12 protein-coding genes and 1 tRNA gene are annotated in these 15,827 nt (G+C 73.3%); 12 read left to right on the top strand and 1 reads right to left on the bottom strand.

Features of this window, described 5'->3' with window-relative positions:
• Window positions 1-97: 97 nt before the first annotated feature.
• The 11 genes from O7612_RS23165 to O7612_RS23115 all read left to right on the top strand — a co-directional run bounded on the left by O7612_RS23165 (window position 98) and on the right by O7612_RS23115 (window position 14,922).
• On the top strand, window positions 98-1,246 hold the full coding sequence (locus O7612_RS23165; protein ID WP_282274010.1) for an inositol-3-phosphate synthase: 1,149 nt from the start codon (window positions 98-100) through the stop codon (window positions 1,244-1,246).
• Window positions 1,243-2,136, top strand: coding sequence for an SCO3242 family prenyltransferase (locus tag O7612_RS23160; RefSeq protein ID WP_282267324.1), 894 nt, complete (start codon window positions 1,243-1,245; stop codon window positions 2,134-2,136). The genes O7612_RS23165 and O7612_RS23160 overlap by 4 nt, the downstream gene beginning before the upstream one ends.
• Window positions 2,133-3,050, top strand: a complete 918-nt coding sequence (locus O7612_RS23155; protein ID WP_282267323.1) for a sugar phosphate isomerase/epimerase family protein — start codon at window positions 2,133-2,135, stop codon at window positions 3,048-3,050. Before O7612_RS23160 ends, O7612_RS23155 begins: the two co-directional genes overlap by 4 nt.
• A 70-nt stretch (window positions 3,051-3,120) precedes the next feature.
• Window positions 3,121-3,723, top strand: a complete 603-nt coding sequence (locus O7612_RS23150) for an EboA domain-containing protein (protein ID WP_282267322.1) — start codon at window positions 3,121-3,123, stop codon at window positions 3,721-3,723.
• A 1-nt stretch (window position 3,724) separates the two neighbouring features.
• Window positions 3,725-4,579 (top strand): TatD family hydrolase, encoded by an 855-nt coding sequence (locus tag O7612_RS23145; protein WP_282267321.1) that lies wholly within the window; start codon window positions 3,725-3,727, stop codon window positions 4,577-4,579.
• Entirely contained in the window at window positions 4,579-5,817 is a 1,239-nt protein-coding gene (eboE, locus tag O7612_RS23140) for a metabolite traffic protein EboE (RefSeq protein WP_282267320.1), read from the top strand. Before O7612_RS23145 ends, eboE begins: the two co-directional genes overlap by 1 nt.
• Before the next feature lie 61 nt (window positions 5,818-5,878).
• Window positions 5,879-7,411 (top strand): nucleotide pyrophosphatase/phosphodiesterase family protein, encoded by a 1,533-nt coding sequence (locus O7612_RS23135; RefSeq protein ID WP_282267319.1) that lies wholly within the window; start codon window positions 5,879-5,881, stop codon window positions 7,409-7,411.
• Window positions 7,408-8,475 (top strand): polyprenyl synthetase family protein, encoded by a 1,068-nt coding sequence (locus tag O7612_RS23130; protein ID WP_282267318.1) that lies wholly within the window; start codon window positions 7,408-7,410, stop codon window positions 8,473-8,475. Before O7612_RS23135 ends, O7612_RS23130 begins: the two co-directional genes overlap by 4 nt.
• A gap of 372 nt (window positions 8,476-8,847) precedes the next feature.
• Window positions 8,848-11,727 (top strand): carbohydrate-binding protein, encoded by a 2,880-nt coding sequence (locus O7612_RS23125; protein ID WP_282267317.1) that lies wholly within the window; start codon window positions 8,848-8,850, stop codon window positions 11,725-11,727.
• Between the two features lie 61 nt (window positions 11,728-11,788).
• A complete protein-coding gene (locus O7612_RS23120; RefSeq protein WP_282267316.1) occupies window positions 11,789-13,501 on the top strand; it encodes a ThuA domain-containing protein in 1,713 nt (570 codons plus the stop codon).
• 410 nt (window positions 13,502-13,911) lie between these two features.
• On the top strand, window positions 13,912-14,922 hold the full coding sequence (locus tag O7612_RS23115; RefSeq protein ID WP_067306733.1) for a sugar phosphate isomerase/epimerase family protein: 1,011 nt from the start codon (window positions 13,912-13,914) through the stop codon (window positions 14,920-14,922).
• A 54-nt stretch (window positions 14,923-14,976) separates the two neighbouring features.
• Here the strand turns inward: O7612_RS23115 and O7612_RS23110 are convergent, their stop codons facing one another.
• Window positions 14,977-15,360, bottom strand: coding sequence for a hypothetical protein (locus tag O7612_RS23110; protein WP_282267315.1), 384 nt, complete (start codon window positions 15,358-15,360; stop codon window positions 14,977-14,979).
• Window positions 15,361-15,655: 295 nt separating this feature from the next.
• Between O7612_RS23110 and O7612_RS23105 the strand changes: the two genes are divergently transcribed.
• A tRNA-Asn gene (locus O7612_RS23105) sits at window positions 15,656-15,728 on the top strand.
• Window positions 15,729-15,827 lie beyond the last annotated feature (99 nt).

The raw sequence follows: 15,827 nt of genomic DNA, 5'->3' as shown, positions 1-15,827 counted from the left end.
ACCCGGCACCACCCCGGACGACCGGGCGGGCGGGGCCACCCGTGCCCCGGCGGTACGACTCGACCGACAGGACGTTCCGCCCGACGGAAGGAGCACCATGCGTACGGGTGTCTGGCTGGTGGGAGCGCGCGGTTCCGTCGCGACCACCGGCATCGTCGGGGGGCTCGCCCTGCGGGCCGGCCTCACCGGCCCCACCGGTTGTGTCACCGAACTGCCCGACCTGCGGGGTCCGGCCCTGCCCACCTTCGCCGACCTGGTCTTCGGCGGCCACGACGTGGCCACCACCCCGTTGACCAAGCGGGCCGAGGCGCTCGCCGCCGCCGGGGTGCTGCCCGGTCGGCTGGCCACCGCGCTCGCCGCCGACCTGGCCGCCGTCGAGGACGACCTGCGGCCCGCGCCGACCGGTGGCAGCCAGGCCGAACGGGCCGCCACCATCACCGCCGACCTGGCCGCCTTCCGGGAGCGGCACGGGCTGGAACGGGTGGTGGTGGTCAACGTCTCGGCCACCGAACCCGCCCCCGCCACGCACCCCGGCCACGCCGACCCGGACGCCCTGCGGGCCGCGCTCGCCGGCCCGGACGAGGTGCTGCCGCCCAGCTCGCTGTACGCGTACGCGGCCGTCGAGGCGGGCTGCCCGTACGTCGACTTCACCCCGTCCACCGGGCTGCGCCTGCCGGCGCTCGCGGCGCTGGCCGCCCAGCGTGGCCTGCCGTACGCCGGGCACGACGGCAAGACCGGGGAGACCCTGGTCAAGTCGGTGCTCGCGCCGATGTTCGCGATGCGTCACCTCGCGGTGCGGTCCTGGTCCGGGGTCAACCTGCTCGGCGGCGGCGACGGGGCGACCCTGGCCGAGCCGGGCGCCAACGCCGCCAAGGTGGACAGCAAGCAGCGGGTCCTCGGGGAGACGCTCGGCTACGTGCCGCAGGGCGGCACCCGGATCGACTACGTGGAGGACCTGGGCGACTTCAAGACCGCCTGGGACCTGATCACCTTCGCCGGGTTCCTCGGCACCGGGATGCGGATGGAGTTCACCTGGCACGGCTGTGACTCCGCACTGGCCGCCCCGCTGGTGCTCGACCTGGCCCGGCTCACCGCCGCCGCGCACGCCGCCGGTCGCGCCGGACCCCTGCCCGAGCTGGCGTTCTTCTTCAAGGACCCGATCGACTCGCCCACCCACTCGCTGAGCACGCAGTGGCAGCGGCTGGTCGACTTCACCCGGGAGCTGCACGCCGGCGGTGCCGGGTGACCAGCCTGGCCGACCTGGCCGAGCTGGTCCGGGCACCGGCCGCCCTCTCGGTACCCGGTGACCTGGTGGCCGGGGCGGCGGCGGCCGGGGTGCTCGGCCCGCGAACCGCCGGACTGGCCGGCGCGTCGGTGCTGCTCTACTGGGCCGGGATGGCCGCCAACGACTGGGCCGACCACCGGCTGGACGCCGAGGAACGCCCGGAACGGCCGATCCCCAGTGGCCGGGTCAGCCCGGTCGCCGCCGCCGGGGTCGCCGCCGGGCTCACCGCCGCCGGCCTGGGCCTGGCCGCCGCCGTGGGCGGTCGCCGGGCCACCGCCGTCGCCCTCCCGCTCGCCGCCACCATCTGGGGGTACGACCTGGTGGCGAAGAACACCGCCGCCGGTCCCGCCGTGATGGCCGCCTGCCGGGGGCTGGACGTGCTGCTCGGCGCGTCGTCCGGGCGACCGGTCCGGGCACTGCCGGCGGCGCTGACCGTCGCCGCGCACACCTGGACGGTCACCGCCCTGTCCCGGCGGGAGGTGACCGGGGCCGACGCCGTCCTGCCCCGGCGTACCCTCGCCGGCACCGCGCTGGTCGCGTTGGCCGCCACCACCCTGCCCCGGCCCACCGCCCCGACGCCGGCCCCGCGCCGCCGTACCGCACCGGTCGCCGCCGCCCTGCCGGCGGCGCTGGCCGGCTGGTACGTCGCCCGCTACGGGGGCGCGCAGGCCCGGGTGGCCGCCGAGCCCACCGCCGGCCGGGTCCGGGCCGCCGTCGGCGCGGGGATCACCGGGCTGCCCTCGTTGCAGGGCGCGCTCACCGCCCGGGCCGGCGCCGGCCTGCTCGGCGCGGTGGTAGCGCTCGCCGCGCCGCTGGGCGGCCGGCTGGCCCGGAAGCTCTCCCCGACATGACCGCCCCGCAGGCCGTGGACCGGCTCCGGTTCGGCTACGGCACCAACGGCTTCGCCAACCACCGGCTCGACGACGCCCTGACGGTGCTGGCCGACCTCGGGTACGAGGGGGTCGCGCTCACCCTGGACCACGACCACCTCGACCCGTACGCGCCGGGGCTGGCCCGACGGGTCGACGCGGTGGCCCGGCGGCTGGCCGCGCTCGGTCTCGGCGTGGTGGTCGAGACGGGTGCCCGCTTCCTGCTCGACCCGTGGCGCAAGCACGCCCCGACGCTGCTGCACGACGACCCGACCGGCCGGATCGACTTCCTGGAACGGGCCGTACGGGTCGGCGCGGACCTCGGCGCGGAGGCGGTCTCCTTCTGGGCCGGGGTCCGGCCCGGCCACGTCGCGCCGGAGGTCGCCCACGACCGGCTGGTCGCCGGGTGCGCCACGGTGGTGGCCGCCGCCGACCGGGCCGGGGTGACCCTGGGCTTCGAGCCGGAGCCGGGGATGCTCGTCGAGGACATCGCCGGCTGGCGGCGGCTGCGGCACGCCCTCGGCGACCCGGAGCGGTTCGGCATCACCCTCGACATCGGACACTGCCGCTGCCTGGAGTCGTCGACCGTGCCGGAGTGCGTGCTGGAGGTCGCCGGGCACCTGGTCAACGTGCAGATCGACGACATGCGCCGGGGGGTGCACGAGCACCTCGAGTTCGGCACCGGCGAGATCGACTTCCCGCCGGTGCTGCGCGCCCTGGCCGACGCCGGCTACCGGGGGCTGGTCGCCGTGGAACTGCCCCGGCACTCGCACGCCGCACCCACCGTGGCGGCCCGGTCGCTGGACTTCCTGCGTACCGCCGCCCGGCAGGCCGGCCTCGACCCGGGCACCCCGCTCCGGTCCGTCGGGGCCGACCGCAGCACCGGGGTGGACTGAAACACCGTCCACCGCGGCACCGGGGTGGACCGACCACCGTCCACCGCACACACCTGGGGAGGAGAGACGGATGACACCGGATCGACTGCGGGCCGCGCTGGAGGGCGTACCCGATCCCGACTGGCTGGCGACCGCGCTGCGGGGCGTCGCGGCCGAGCCCGGCGCGGTGGCGCGGTACTTCCCGGCCGCCGGCCGGCGGTGCGGGCGGCACGAGCTGCCGGGCGCACCGGGCTGGACCGCCGACGAGGCGGCCCGGACGCTGCTGCTCGCCGCGCTCCCCGCCGACCAGGCCGCCGGGCGGGCCGAGGAGGTGTACCGGTACGGCGACGCCGCCGAGAAGCGGGCCGTGCTCAAGGCCCTGCCGCTGCTGCCGATCGACGCGGCCGGGGTGCCGCTGCTGCACGACGCGATCCGCACCAACGACACCCGGCTGGTCGCCGCCGCGCTCGGCCCGTACGCCCGGCACCTGACGGCGGACGCCTGGCGGCAGGCGGTGCTCAAGTGCGTCTTCATCGGGGTGCCGCTGGCCGCCGTCGCCGACCTGGACGACCGGGCCGACGGGGAACTGGCCACCATGCTCGCCGCGCTCGCCGCGGAACGGCACGCCGCCGGCCGGCAGCTCCCCGCCGACGCCACCGCACTGCTCGACCGGCTCACCATCAGAGAGGCGTGACATGCGCATCTTCGACCCGCACATCCACATGACGTCGCGGACCACCGACGACTACGAGCGGATGGCCGCCGCCGGGGTCCGCGCCGTGGTCGAGCCGGCCTTCTGGCTGGGGCAGCCGCGCACCAGCGCCGCCTCCTTCGCCGACTACTTCGACTCGCTGATCGGCTGGGAGCCGTTCCGGGCCGGGCAGTTCGGCGTCCGGCACCACGCCACCGTGGCGCTGAACCCCAAGGAGTCCAACGACCCGCGCTGCCGCCCGGTGCTCGACCTGCTGCCCCGCTACCTGGAGAAGGACGCCGTGGTCGCGGTCGGCGAGATCGGCTACGACGACATGACGCCGGCCGAGGACGAGGCGTTCGCCATCCAGCTCGCGCTGGCCGTCGACCACGACCTGCCCGCGCTGGTGCACACCCCGCACCGGGACAAGGCGCGCGGTGTCGAGCGCAGCCTCGCGGTGGTCGCCGAGAGCGGCATCGCGCCGGGCCGGGTGGCGCTGGACCACCTCAACGAGGTGACCGTGAAGCTGGCCCGGGACAGCGGCTGCTGGCTGGGATTCTCCATCTACCCCGACACCAAGATGTCGCCGCCACGGATGGTGGAGCTGCTGCGCACCTACGGCACCGACCGGATGCTGGTCAACTCGGCCGCCGACTGGGGCCGTTCCGACCCGCTGCTCACCCGGGCCACCGGAGAGGCGATGCTGGCCGCCGGGTTCACCGACGACGACGTCGACCGGGTGCTCTGGCGCAACCCGGTGGAGTTCTACGGGCAGTCCGGCCGGCTCGACCTGACCGACCTGGACACCCCGACCAGCGGCACCTTCGAGGGCAACTCCATCCTGCGCGGCGGCGACTGATGCGGCTGCGGCACGCCGACGGCAGCACCGTCCACCTCGGCTACTGCACCAACGTGCACCCCGCCGAGGACGCCGCCGGCATCCTTGCCCAGCTCGACACGTACGCGCTGCCGGTGCGGGAGGCGCTCGGCACGGACCTGCTCGGCCTGGGGCTGTGGCTGGCCGCCCCGGTCGCCGCCGAGCTGGCCGCCGACCCGGCCGCCCGTCGCCGGCTGCGCGCCGAGCTGACCCACCGGGGGCTGGAGGTGGTCACCCTCAACGGTTTCCCGTACGCGGCCTTCCAGGCTCCGGTGGTCAAGGGCGCGGTCTACCACCCGGACTGGACCACCGGGGAGCGGCTGCGCTACACCCTCGACCTGGCCCGGGTGCTGGCCGACCTGCTCCCCGACGACGCGGCCCGGGGATCGGTCTCGACCCTGCCGCTGGCCTGGCGGCAACCCTGGGACGCCGGCCAGGCCGAGGCCGCCCGCCGCCGGCTCGACGCGCTCACCGCCGGCCTGGCCGAGGTGGAACGCGACACCGGCCGTCCGGTGCGGGTCGGGTTCGAGCCGGAGCCGGGATGCGTGGTGGAGAGCAGCGGGCAGGCCGCCGCGCTGCTGGCCGACCTCGACCCGGACCGGCTCGGGATCTGTCTCGACCTGGCCCACCTCGCCTGCGCCTGGGAGGAGCCCGTCGAGGCGCTGGCCCGGCTGCGCGCCGCCGGCCTGCCGGTGGTCAAGGTGCAGGTGTCCGCCGCGCTGGAGTCGGCCGACCCGGTCGCCGACGCCGAGGCGCTGGCCCGCTGGGTGGAGCCCCGGTTCCTGCACCAGACCCGTACCGCCGGCTGCGCCCACGCGGCCGACCCGGCCGACCCGGCGTACGCCGCCGACGACCTGGACGCCGCGCTGGCCGCGCGGCTGCCCGGGGCGTGGCGGGTGCACTACCACGTGCCGTTGCACGCCCCGCCCGAGCCGCCGCTGACCTCGACCCGGCCGGTGCTGCGCGCCGCGCTGGCGGCGCTGCTCGGCGGCTCCACCGCCGGCTGCGACCACCTGGACGTCGAGACGTACACCTGGGGGGTGCTGCCGGCGGCGCGGCGGCCACGCACCGACGCGGAGCTGGCCGGCGGGATCGCCGCCGAGCTGGCCTTCGCCCGCGACGAACTGGTCACCCTCGGCCTGACCCCGACCGACGGTGCCGTTCCCGGCCGTACCCCGGCCGACCGATCCGTCCCGACGACCCTGGGAGTACCACGATGAGCGAGCAGCCCGCACCCGGGACGAGGCCCGGCCGACGCGCCGGGCGCAGCGGGGTGCCGGCGTGAGCCGCCGGCTGGTGGTGCTGGACGTGGTCGGGCTGACCCCCCGGCTGCTGGCCCACATGCCCCGGTTGCGCGCCGTCGCCGAGGAGGGGTTCTCGGCCGAGCTGGGCACCGTGCTGCCGGCGGTCACCTGCTCGGCGCAGGCCACCCTGCTCACCGGTGAACCGCCGGCCGGGCACGGCATCGTCGGCAACGGCTGGTACTTCCGCGACCTCGGCGAGGTGCTGCTGTGGCGGCAGCACCACGCGCTGGTCGGCGGGGAGAAGGTGTGGCAGGCGGCCCGCCGGATCGAGCCCGGCTACACGGTGGCCAACGTCTGCTGGTGGTACGCGATGGGCGCGGACGTCGACTGGACGGTCACGCCCCGCCCGATCTACTACGCCGACGGGCGCAAGGAGCCGGACTGCTGGACCGACCCGCCGGAGCTGCACGACACGCTCACCGAGGCCCTGGGCACCTTCCCGCTGTTCACCTACTGGGGGCCGGGCGCCGGGCTGACCTCGTCCCGGTGGATCTGCCGGGCGGCCGAGCGGATCCTGGCCGACCAGGCGCCCGACCTGACCCTGGTCTACGTCCCGCACCTTGACTACGACCTGCAACGTTTCGGCCCGTCCTCGCCCCGGGCCGCCGCCGCGGCGGCGGAGCTGGACGCGGTGCTCGCCCCGCTGCTGGACGCCGCGCGGGCCGCCGACGCGACCGTGGTGGCGCTCTCCGAGTACGGCATCACCGACGTCTCCCGCCCGGTGGACGTCAACCGGCTGCTGCGCACCGAGGGGCTGCTGCGGGTCTACACCCAGGACGGCATGGAGTACCTGGACCCGTGGACGTCCCGGGCGTTCGCGGTCGCCGACCACCAGATCGCCCACGTCTACGTGAAGGACCCGGCGGACGTGGCGGCGGTGGCGAAGCTCTGCGCCGGGCTGCCCGGGGTGGCCGAGGTGCTCGACGCCGAGGGCAAGGCGGCGGCCGGGCTGGACCACGAGCGGGCCGGTGAGCTGGTGCTGGTCGCCGAGCCGGACGCCTGGTTCACCTACTACTACTGGCTGGACGACGCCCGCGCCCCGGACTTCGCCCGGAACGTGGAGATCCACCGCAAGCCCGGGTACGACCCGGCGGAGCTGTTCTTCGACCCGGCCGCGCCGGGCGCGGCGAAGCGCCGGGCGGGGGTGGCCCTGGCCCGCAAGAAGCTCGGCATGCGGTACCTGATGAGCGTGGTCGGCCTGGACGCGGGGGCGCGGGCGGTGCGCGGTTCGCACGGCCGGTTGCCGGCGGACCCGGCGGACGGTCCGGTGCTGCTCTGCTCCGATCCGTCGCTCGCCCGGGACAGTTTCGCCGCGACCGAGGTCAAGGCGTTGCTGCTGGACCTGGCCGGGCTGGGCGGGGCCACCGCCGCGACCGGGGGGCCGGCGGCCGGGACCGCCGGGCCGGTCCCCTCGGAGGCGGCGGACCCGGATGCGGGAGCCGCCGGGTCGACGGCCGGTGCGCCGTCGTCGACGCCGACCGGTCCGCCGGGCGCGGAGGGGCGACGGTGACGGTCACCGCCGCCCCGACCGATGCCAGTGAGCTGCGGACCCGCTTCGACGCCGAGCTGGTGGCCTTTCTCGACCGGCAGGGACCGGACTGGCCGGACGGTGCTCCGCGCGGCATCTTCACCGCGCTGCACCGGTTCGTGCTGGCCGGCGGGAAGCGGCTGCGTCCGCTGTTCTGCTACTGGGGCTGGCGGGGGGCCGGGGGCGTGGACGACCGGCCGATCGTGGTGGCCGCGGCGGCGTTGGAGCTGTTCCACGCGTTCGCGCTGATCCACGACGACATCCTGGACGGCAGCGACCACCGCCGGGGAGCCCCGTCGGTGCACCGGGTCTTCGCCGAGCTGCACACCCGGTCGGCCTGGCGTGGCGACCCGGAGACCTACGGCCGGAACACCGCGCTGCTCTGCGGGGATCTCTGCGCGGCCTGGTCGGACCAGATGTTCCACGAGTGCGGGTTGACCTCCGCGCAGATCTGGCAGGGGTACCGGGTCTTCGCCCGGATGCGGACCGAGGTGATCGCGGGGGAGTACCTGGACCTGGTCTCGGGGGTCGGGGACGGCTCGGTGGCCAGCGCGCTGACCGTGATCCGGATGAAGGCGGCCCGGTACACGGTGACCCGACCGTTGCAGATCGGTGCGGCGCTGGCCGGGGCCTCGCCGGAGCTGATCGCCGCGCTGGTCGACTTCGGCGATCCGCTGGGGGACGCGTTCCAGCTCCGCGACGACGTGCTGGGGGTCTTCGGTGACCCGGCGGTGACCGGGAAGTCGATCCTGGACGACCTGCGGGAGGGCAAACCGACGGTGATGATGGCGCTGGCCCGGGACGCCGCGGACCGGGTCCAGGCCGCCCGGCTGCGGGACCTGTTCGGCAATCCCGAGCTGGACGCGGCCGGTGGGGCCGAACTGCGGGCGATCATCGAGAGCACCGGGGCGCGGGAGCAGATCGAGCGCCTGATCCGGGTCCGCGCCGACGCGGCGCGGGTCGCGTTGGCCCAGGTGCCGCTGGCGGAGCCGGCGCGGACCGCCCTGGCCGCCCTGGCCGACCAGGCCGTGCACCGCCAGCACTGAGTCACCCGGCCCCGGCCGGACCTTCTGTCGCCGTGCCGACCGGACCGGTCATCACGGTCGAAACTTTCCGCTCGGGAGCCGAAAGTTCGCGCTGGTCTGGCAGAAGGTATGGACATGGAAATAGATACGCCTTAATGTTCGTGGCATCACGAGTGTGTTTCGTCGAGGTGAACCGGCGGCGCGGTGACCTATCGACGAGAGTGGCCTTGCGGCAGCGGCTCGCGCCCCGGCCGAAGGGCAGGATCGGCCGACCGGCACTCGGCCGACCCTGCCACGTCTCCACCACCACCCAACACCACCACCCCCCGGCATCCGGCGCGGCGGCGCGGGCTCCGCCCTGGCCGAGATCCGTCAGGAAGGGACAGCCCAGTAATGTCCACAAAGGACGCAACCGACCACCGTCTCCGACGGTGGCTCTCCTCCGCCGCGGTGCTGCTCCTGGCCGCCACGGCCGGCACGGTCACCGCCACCACCGGCCCGACCGCCCTCGGCGGCCCCGCCCCGGCCGCCGCGCACACCATCAACGCCAGTGACTTCCAGCAGGTCGAGCTGGCCCGCGGGGTCAACGAGATGGGCGAGCCGATGTCGCTCGCCGTGCTGCCGGACCGCTCCGTGCTGCACACCGCCCGCAACGGCACCGTGCGACGCACCGACTCCGCCGGCACCACCCGGACCATCGGCACGATCCCCGTCTACACCCACGACGAGGACGGGATGCAGAGCCTCGGGGTGGACCCGAACTTCGCCACCAACCGGTTCATCTACCTCTACTACGCGCCGCCGCTGTCCACCCCCGGCGGCGACGCGCCCGCCACCGGCAGCAACTGGTCGGCCTGGCAGGGCGTCAACCGGCTGTCCCGGTTCACCCTGAACTCCGACTTCACCATCAACATGTCCAGCAAGGTCGACATCCTCGACATCGGCACCGACCGGGGCATCTGCTGCCATGTCGGCAGCGACATGGACTTCGACGCCGCCGGCAACCTCTACCTGTCCACCGGCGACGACAGCAACCCGTTCGACTCCGCCGGCTACTCGCCGCTGGACGAGCGCACCAACCGCAACCCGGCGTACGACTCCCAGCGCAGCGCCGGCAACACCAACGACCTGCGGGGCAAGCTCCTGCGGATCAAGGTGAACGCCGACGGGACGTACTCGATCCCGAGCGGGAACCTGTTCCCCCCGGGCACCGCGAAGACCCGTCCCGAGATCTACGCGATGGGCTTCCGCAACCCGTTCCGGATCAGCGTCGACAAGGCCACCGGCGTCGTCTACGTCGGCGACTACGGCCCGGACGCCGGCAGCACCAACGCCAACCGGGGGCCCTCCGGCCAGGTGGAGTTCAACCGGGTCACCGGTCCGGGCAACTACGGCTGGCCGTACTGCACCGGCACCAACACCACGTCCGAGACGTACAACGAGTGGAACTTCGCCAGCAACTCGACCGGCCCGAAGTTCAACTGCACCGGCGGGCCGACCAACAACTCGTTCCGCAACACCGGTCTGACCACCCTCCCGCCGGCCAAGCCCTCCTGGATCAAGTACGGCGGCGACTCCGGTAGCCCGCCCGCGTTCGGCGGCGGCTCCGAGTCGCCGGCCGCCGGCCCGGTCTACCGGTACGACCCGAACAACCCCTCGGCGACGAAGTTCCCGCAGAGCTTCGACGGGCTGTTCTTTGCCACCGAGTTCGGCCGGGGCTGGGTCAAGCCGATCCACGTCAACGCCGACGGGTCGCCCGGCACCATCGACAGCTTCCCCTGGACGGGCAAGCAGGTGATGGACTCCGCGTTTGGCCCCGACGGGGCGTACTACCTGCTCGACTACGGCACCGGCTACTACAACGGTGACGCCAACTCGGCCCTGTACCGCTTCGACTACGTCGGCGTCGGCAACCGGGCGCCGGCCGCCCGGGCGAGCGCCGACCGGACCTCCGGGCCCGCGCCGTTGACCGTGAACTTCTCCTCGGCCGGCTCCGCCGACCCCGAGGGCGGCGCGTTGACCTACTCGTGGGCGTTCGGCGACGGCACCACCTCCACGGCGGCCAACCCGACGAAGACGTACACCACGGACGGCTCGTACACCGCGACGCTCACCGTGCGGGATCCGCAGGGGGCCACCGGCACGAACAGCGTGACGGTCAACGTCGGCAACACCGCCCCGACGGTCACCATCACCGGCCCGGTCGACGGCTCGCTGTTCGCCTTCGGTGACACCGTGCCGTTCAGCATCACCGTCACCGACCCCGAGGACGGCACGGTCGACTGCACCAAGGTCAAGATGACCTACGTGCTCGGCCACGACCAGCACGGTCACCAGATCTCCTCGACCAGCGGCTGCTCCGGCACGATCACCATCCCGGTCGACGGCGAGCACGACGACGCGGCGAACATCTTCGCCATCTTCGACGCCGAGTACACCGACGCCGGTGGGCTCACCACGCACACCCAGCACACCCTCCAGCCCCGGCACCGGCAGGCCGAGCACTTCAAGACCTCGTCCGGCGTGACCCTCTACGACAAGACCCCGGCCGAGGGTGGCAAGACCGTCGGCAACATCGAGAACGGCGAGTGGATCGGGTTCTCCCCGTACCAGATCGGCAACGTCACCTCGTTCACCGCCCGGGTCTCCTCGGCCGGTGCCGGCGGCACCCTCCAGATCCGCGCCGGCTCGCCCACCGGCACCGTGCTCGGGCAGGCCAGCGTGCCGGTCACCGGCGGCTGGGAGACCTTCACCACCGTCACCGGCACGGTGTCCGGCGCACCCACCGGCACCACCACGCTCTACCTGACCTTCGCCGGTGGCAGCGGGCTGCTCTACGACGTGGACGCGTTCACCCTGAACACCGGCACCGTCCCACCGCCGACCAACGGCACCGGGCCGATCAAGGGGCTGGCCGGCAAGTGCCTGGACGTGCGTAACGCGGCCACCGCCGACGGCACCCAGGTCCAGATCCTCACCTGCAACGGTGGGGCCGGGCAGACCTGGACGGTGACCCCGAACGGCCCGATCAAGGCGCTCGGCAAGTGCCTGGACGTCAACGGCGGAGCCACCGCCAACGGCACCAAGATCCAGCTCTGGAGCTGCACCGGCGGTAGCCCGCAGGTCTGGTCGTCGCAGTCCGACGGCACCCTGCGCAACCCGGCGTCGGGCAAGTGCCTGGACGTCTCCGGCAACAACTCGGCCGACGGCACCGTGGTCCTCCTCTGGACCTGTAGCTCCTCCGCCGCCAACCAGAAGTGGACCCTGCCCTGACCTGCCGGGCGCGGGACCGGCGGTGTCCGGTCCCGCGCCCCCCGGCGTACTGGAGCACGACATGAGACTCTTCCGACCCTTCCTCGGCGCGGCCACAGCCGTCCTCGCCGCCCTCGCCTGCACCGCCCCGGCCACCCCCGCGTCGGCCGCCGACGCCGCCTACGACGTGCTGGTCTTCTCCAAGACCGCCGGTTTCCGGCACGACTCCATCGCGGTCGGCACCCAGGCCATCCGGGACCTGGGCGCGGGGAACAACTTCACCGTCACCGCCACCGAGGACGGTGGGCAGTTCACCACCGCCAACCTCGCCCGGTTCGAGGCGGTGATCTTCCTCAACACCACCGGCGACGTGCTCAACGCCAGCCAGCAGAGCGCCTTCGAGTCGTACATCGCCGCCGGTGGCGGGTACGTCGGGGTGCACTCCGCCGCCGACACCGAGTACGACTGGCAGTTCTACGGCAACCTGGTCGGGGCGTGGTTCGCCTCCCACCCGGCCATCCAGCAGGCCACCGTCCGGGTGGAGGACCGCGCGCACGCGGCCACCGCCCACCTCGGCCCGACCTGGCAGCGCACCGACGAGTGGTACAACTACCGCACCAACGCCCGCTCCACGGCGCACGTGCTGGCCAACCTCGACGAGTCGTCGTACTCGGGGGGTGGGATGGGGGCCGACCACCCGCACGTCTGGTGCAAGACGTACAACGGCGGCCGGTCCTTCTACACCGGCGGCGGGCACAACCAGTCGGCGTACTCCGAGCCGGCCTTCCGCGCCCACCTGCTCGGCGGCATCCGGTACGCGGCCGGCCGGACGAAGGCCGACTGCCGGCCCGAGACCGGTTACACCGCGCTCTACAACGGCTCCACCAACGGCTGGTCGCAGGCCGGGCCGGGCAGCTTCACCAACTCCAACGCCACCCTCAGCTCGTCCGGCGGGCTGGGCATGCTCTGGTACAGCGCGAAGCAGTTCACCAACTACTCGCTCAAGCTGGACTGGAAGGTGGACGGGGACGACAACTCCGGCGTCCTGATCGGCTTCCCGCCGTCGAGCGACCCGAACTCGGCGATGGACAACGGCTACGAGGTGCAGATCGACGCCACCGACACCGCCGACCGCACCACCGGCTCGATCTACTCCTTCCAGGCCGCCGACCAGGCGGCCCGGGACGCGGCGCTGAACCCGCCGGGGGAGTGGAACACCTACGAGCTGCTGGTGGAGGGGGAGCGGCTCCAGGTCTTCCTCAACGGAGCGAAGATCAACGACTTCACCAACACCAACCCGGTCCGCTCGCTCGCCGGCCACATCGGCATCCAGAACCACGGCACCGGTGACGACGCCTCGTTCCGCAACATCCGGATCAAGGAGCTGGGCGGCACCACGCCGACCAACGGCACCGGGCCGATCAAGGGGCTGGCCGGCAAGTGCCTGGACGTCCGCAACGGTTCCACCGCCGACGGCACCCAGATCCAGATCTTCACCTGCAACGGCAGCGCCCGGCAGACCTGGACGGTGACCCCGAACGGCCCGATCAAGGCGCTCGGCAAGTGCCTGGACGTCTCCGGTGGCGGCACCGCCAACGGCACCAAGATCCAGCTCTGGAGCTGCACCGGCGGCAGCCCGCAGGTCTGGTCGTCCCAGTCCGACGGCACCCTGCGCAACCCCGCCTCGGGAAAGTGCCTGGACGTCTCCGGCAACAACTCGGCCGACAACACCGTGGTCCTCCTCTGGACCTGTAGCTCCTCCGCCCCCAACCAGAAGTGGACCCTCCCCCAGTAGCCCCAACCCAACCCCACCCCCGCCCCACCCCGCCGCCGGTCGGCTGGCCGGCGGCCGGGCTGAGCATCGGTGATCAAGAGGTTTGCGTCACGCGGGTTGCCCCGTCGTGACGCAAACCTCTTGATCGTCGTGGGTGGGCGGTGGGCGGTGGATGGACGGGTGGGCGGTAGCGGGTGGGCGTGGGTGCGGTGGGTGGGGAGAGGGGTTTCGTGGCGGGTGGGGTGGGCTTAGAGTGGTGGGCGGCGACCTCGGGTTGCCGGTGACCCGACGGGAGGCGCAACCCGTTGGGCCCAGGTGCCGTGTGCACCCACCGGTGATCCGGCACGGCCGTCGACGTACCGGCCCGGCCCGGTCACCCTCGCCCCGGTCCGCTCAGGAATCCCCACCACAACAGGGGAGAGAGACAGACGATGGCGCGACCGATCACGCTCTTCACCGGCCAGTGGGCCGACCTGCCGTTCGAGGAGGTCTGTCGGCTCGCCTCCGAATGGGGCTACGACGGGCTGGAGATCGCCTGCTGGGGCGACCACTTCGAGGTGGACAAGGCGCTCGCCGACGACTCGTACGTCGAGCGCAAGCGGGAGACACTGGCCAAGCACAACCTGAAGGTCTTCACCATCTCCAACCACCTGGTCGGCCAGGCCGTCTGCGACCACCCGATCGACGAGCGGCACCAGGACATCCTGCCCGCCCGGATCTGGGGCGACGGCGAAGCCGAGGGGGTACGCCAGCGTGCCGCCGAGGAGATCAAGGACACCGCGCGGGCGGCGGCGAAGCTCGGCGTGGACACGGTGGTCGGCTTCACCGGCTCGTCCATCTGGCACACGCTGGCGATGTTCCCACCGGTGCCGCCCGCGATGATCGAGCGCGGCTACCAGGACTTCGCCGACCGGTGGAACCCGATCCTCGACGTCTTCGACGAGGTGGGGGTGCGGTTCGCCCACGAGGTCCACCCCAGCGAGATCGCGTACGACTACTACACGACCAAGCGGACCCTGGAGGCGATCGGCCACCGGCCCGCGTTCGGGCTCAACTGGGATCCGTCGCACTTCGTGTGGCAGGAGCTCGACCCGGTGAACTTCATCTTCGACTTCGCCGACCGGATCTACCACGTCGACTGCAAGGACGCGAAGGTGCGGACCGGGGACGGCCGGCGTGGCCGGCTCGCCTCCCACCTGCCCTGGGCCGACCTGCGGCGTGGCTGGGACTTCGTCTCCACCGGGCACGGGGACGTCCCGTGGGAGGACTGCTTCCGGGCGTTGAACGCGATCGGCTACACCGGCCCCATCTCGGTGGAGTGGGAGGACGCCGGGATGGACCGCCTGGTCGGCGCACCGGAGGCCCTGGAGTTCGTCCGTCGGCTCGCCTTCGACGCCCCGACCGCGGCGTTCGACGCGGCGTTCAGCAGCGGCAAGGACTGAGACGCACGTCGGGCCGGTCGCCGAGTGGCGACCGGCCCGACGACGTACGGACGATCAGATCGTGCTGCCGTTGGTGCCGGTACCCGGCGCCTTGGGCTTCGGGGTGGTCGACGACGAGCTGGTCGGGGTGACGCCCGAGGTGGCGCCGACACCGGCCGGGGTGCCCGCGAAGACGTCGTCCGCCGGGGTCAGTTCCGGCTTGCCGGTGCTGCCGGTGTGCAGCTTCTCGCCGAGCCTGGACTGGCCGAGCTTGTCCTTGCCCTCGCTGTACAGACGGGTGGCCTGGGCCTGGGCGACCCCGGCCGCCTCCTGGACGGTCGGGTGGTCGAGCACCTTGCGGCCCCGCACGACCAGCTCCTCGTACTTCTCCCGGCCGGCACGGGCGCCCAGGACGAAGCCCGCAGCCAGCCCGCCAAGAAACATGATCTTTCCGCGCATGGCGGCTCCTTCCGTACCTGACGCTCCCGCCGCTCCCCGCCGGTGACTCCCCGGCCGGGACCGACCATCGTCGCGCCCCACGTTTTTCTCGGTCTACAGGTCAGTACCCATCCTGCTCCCCGCTCATACCTGGTTGTGCCAGGATGACGAATTGTCCGTATTGTTGGCGTCGGTGACCGCCGCTCGTGACGGAGCGGTCGAATGCGGCAACCCCCTGGACCGAACCCCCCCGAAGTCCTGTACTCTTGTGCCGTCGCCGAGGGCCGGAGAGATCCGGTAGGACGCGACGCAGCATTCCCCCGTAGCTCAATTGGCAGAGCAGCCGGCTGTTAACCGGCAGGTTTTTGGTTCGAGTCCAAACGGGGGAGCCCAGCCTCCCGCCTTCGCCCGTCGGCCCTGCCGGCGGGCGTTCCCTTGTGTCCGGTGCCCGCACCGGCCCCGGCCCCCCGGCCCCCCGGCCCCTCGGC

The sequence above is a fragment of the Micromonospora sp. WMMD987 genome (assembly GCF_029581435.1).
Taxonomy (GTDB): Bacteria; Actinomycetota; Actinomycetes; order Mycobacteriales; family Micromonosporaceae; genus Micromonospora; species Micromonospora rifamycinica.
Note: the sequence above shows the minus strand (reverse complement) of the source record. Positions and strands in the feature narration are given on the sequence as shown.

Excerpts from the sequence above, each read along its gene's own strand:
- O7612_RS23165 (WP_282274010.1), top strand. The coding sequence starts at position 98 with ATGCGTACGGGTGTCTGGCTGGTGGGAGCGCGCGGTTCCGTCGCGACC.
- O7612_RS23155 (WP_282267323.1), top strand. The coding sequence starts at position 2,133 with ATGACCGCCCCGCAGGCCGTGGACCGGCTCCGGTTCGGCTACGGCACC.
- O7612_RS23150 (WP_282267322.1), top strand. The coding sequence starts at position 3,121 with ATGACACCGGATCGACTGCGGGCCGCGCTGGAGGGCGTACCCGATCCC.
- O7612_RS23145 (WP_282267321.1), top strand. The coding sequence starts at position 3,725 with ATGCGCATCTTCGACCCGCACATCCACATGACGTCGCGGACCACCGAC.
- eboE (WP_282267320.1), top strand. The coding sequence starts at position 4,579 with ATGCGGCTGCGGCACGCCGACGGCAGCACCGTCCACCTCGGCTACTGC.
- O7612_RS23125 (WP_282267317.1), top strand. The coding sequence starts at position 8,848 with ATGTCCACAAAGGACGCAACCGACCACCGTCTCCGACGGTGGCTCTCC.
- O7612_RS23120 (WP_282267316.1), top strand. The coding sequence starts at position 11,789 with ATGAGACTCTTCCGACCCTTCCTCGGCGCGGCCACAGCCGTCCTCGCC.
- O7612_RS23115 (WP_067306733.1), top strand. The coding sequence starts at position 13,912 with ATGGCGCGACCGATCACGCTCTTCACCGGCCAGTGGGCCGACCTGCCG.
- O7612_RS23110 (WP_282267315.1), bottom strand. The coding sequence starts at position 15,360 with ATGCGCGGAAAGATCATGTTTCTTGGCGGGCTGGCTGCGGGCTTCGTC.